Here is a 514-nt window from a genome sequence, read left to right as displayed (position 1 = left end):
CGAAACAACTGACGGCAATTAAGCTGCAGACAAGCGTTATCGATGGCATCTTGTTTGGTTTCGCATTCACCTACTTCAACAGTGCGAAGTTCGTGCGTTTTAGGATGCTCACGCATGCTGCCACTTGGACACAGTGCTATTGCTAAATACATCATCGCCACAACTCCACTGACTCAGTTTTATGCAAAGGTGACGTATCTTCCCAGTACTTAGCAATACAAGCAGCGAGGTCTTGATAACCCAAATTGACCGCAACAAAGTACAGTGAACGCAGCGCACCAAGTGCTTGTAGTTCTTGTTCAGAAAAGGAATTGGTATTACCAACAACACATACCCAAAATGAAGATAAAGTAATTAATACTGTTTTGCGGGGAAGCTGCGAGTGATTAAATGCCAGAGCAGGCATAACCAATGCGTCATAATCACCGGCATCAACAACTTCAAATAATGCAGCAATATCATTAGCTCGCTCATCACTAACACCGAAATCTTGAAGCGCACTAATCATTTCTTT

At 43.0% G+C, this 514-nt stretch carries 1 protein-coding gene; it reads right to left on the bottom strand.

All coding sequences use genetic code 11. The annotated features are described in order from the left end of the window. Positions 1-151: 151 nt before the first annotated feature. A partial coding sequence (locus BT797_RS23825; protein ID WP_211705449.1) for a hypothetical protein occupies positions 152-514 on the bottom strand: 363 nt, incomplete at its 5' end.

The sequence above is a fragment of the Moritella viscosa genome (assembly GCF_900120065.1).
Classification (GTDB): domain Bacteria; phylum Pseudomonadota; class Gammaproteobacteria; order Enterobacterales; family Moritellaceae; genus Moritella; species Moritella viscosa.
Note: the sequence above shows the minus strand (reverse complement) of the source record. Positions and strands in the feature narration are given on the sequence as shown.